Annotated in this window: 2 protein-coding genes and 1 pseudogene; all 3 read right to left on the reverse strand. The window is 62.9% G+C overall.

Features of this window, described 5'->3' with window-relative positions; translation table 11 throughout:
* Nucleotides 1–670, reverse strand: a pseudogene (locus WAQ08_RS02385) (F0F1 ATP synthase subunit beta); the annotation flags it as partial.
* A 12-nt stretch (nt 671–682) separates the two neighbouring features.
* Nucleotides 683–1,171 carry a TlpA family protein disulfide reductase gene (locus WAQ08_RS02390; RefSeq protein WP_422189039.1) on the reverse strand — a complete coding sequence of 163 codons (489 nt, stop codon included), beginning with the start codon at nt 1,169–1,171 and terminating at the stop codon, nt 683–685.
* 72 nt (nt 1,172–1,243) lie between these two features.
* Nucleotides 1,244–1,503: F0F1 ATP synthase subunit gamma (locus WAQ08_RS02395; RefSeq protein ID WP_422189040.1), on the reverse strand; the 260-nt coding region annotated here is incomplete at its 5' end.

Genomic DNA, 1,503 nt, shown 5'->3' on the forward strand with positions numbered 1-1,503 from the left:
CGTTCATCTGCCCGAAGACCAGCGCCGTCTTGTTGACCACGCCGGATTCGTTAAGCTCCAGCCACAAGTCGTTGCCCTCGCGGGTGCGCTCCCCCACCCCGGCAAAGACCGACACGCCGCCGTGCTCGGTGGCGATGTTGCGGATGAGCTCCATGAGGATGACGGTCTTCCCCACCCCGGCGCCGCCGAACAGCCCGACCTTGCCGCCCTTCGGGTAAGGCGCCAGCAGGTCGATGACCTTGATGCCGGTTTCGAAGATGTTACGCACCGGCAGTTGCTCCTCGAACGACGGCGGCGCGTGGTGGATCGGCGCGCGCTTGTCGGGTTCGGGCAGCGGCCCGCGCTCATCGAGCGGCTGGCCCAGGAGGTTGAAGATGCGCCCGAGGGTCTGCTTGCCTACCGGCACCGTGATGGGGCTGCCGGTATCGAGCGCCTTCATGCCGCGCACCAAGCCGTCGGTGGAATCCAGCGCGATGCAGCGCACCGTGTTGTTGCCGATGTGCTGGGCGACTTCCAGCGTCAGATGGATGTTGCGGCCTACCCCGCCAGCGGCGGGGTCCGACACATCCACGCGGATGGCATTGAGCAGCGTCGGGAGCCGGTCAGCGGGAAAACGGATGTCCACGCTGGGCCCGATGACTTGGACGATTGTCCCGTCGTTCGGTTCCATCGTTGCCGCGGGTTACTCTTGTCTTAGCAGCTGCTGAAGCGTCTGCTCGATGGCGCACGGATGGAGCAGCATCGCCTCATACCGCACACGCCCATCCTTGTCTACAATCATCGCGGTGCTTGGCAGCCGCGTGAATTTCGCGGCCTGATTGCTCATGTCGTCGACAAGCACCGGCATTTCCAGCCGGTACTTGTCCTGGAACCGCTTCGCCAGTTCGACACGGCGCTCCTGCGTCTTGGGCTGGCCGGTCCCCATCATGATGGGATGGGCTTCCTTTTGGTACACAACGAAAAACGCCACATCCGGGTGTTGCCGGTATTGCTCGTACACGCGCTGCAAGTCATCCAGCTTCATCGTAAACAGCCCACAGCTTGTGCTGCCGAAGGCGAGCACGACGTGTTTGTTGCCACGAAAGCTCGACAGGATCACAGGATTCCCGTGGAGATCCTTCAGCGACAGGTCCGGCGATTGCTCGCCCACGCGCGTTTTGATCGGCCCCATGGGCCCGGCCATCGTCGCGCAGCCGCCGACGACCAAAGAGCGTCGCCAGTAGTCCTACTGAGTGCCACCGATTCATTTCAGCGCCTCCGCGGTTCCCACAATCTCGCTCAATTCTTTGGTAATCGACGCCTGACGGACTTTGTTGCGCTGGAGGGTGAGCTCGTCGATCAGCTCTGTGGCGTTGTCGGTGGCGTTCTTCATGGCGATCATGCGCGCGCTGTGCTCCGAGGTGAAGGCTTCCAGCATGGTGAGCTGGAACTTCGCCAGCGCCCAGCGCGGCAGCAGATCGTCGAACACGCGCTTGGGCGACGGCTCAAAGATGTATTCCGTCT

The organism is Aquabacterium sp., from assembly GCF_049274795.1.
Taxonomy (GTDB): Bacteria; Pseudomonadota; Gammaproteobacteria; order Burkholderiales; family Burkholderiaceae_C; genus Aquabacterium.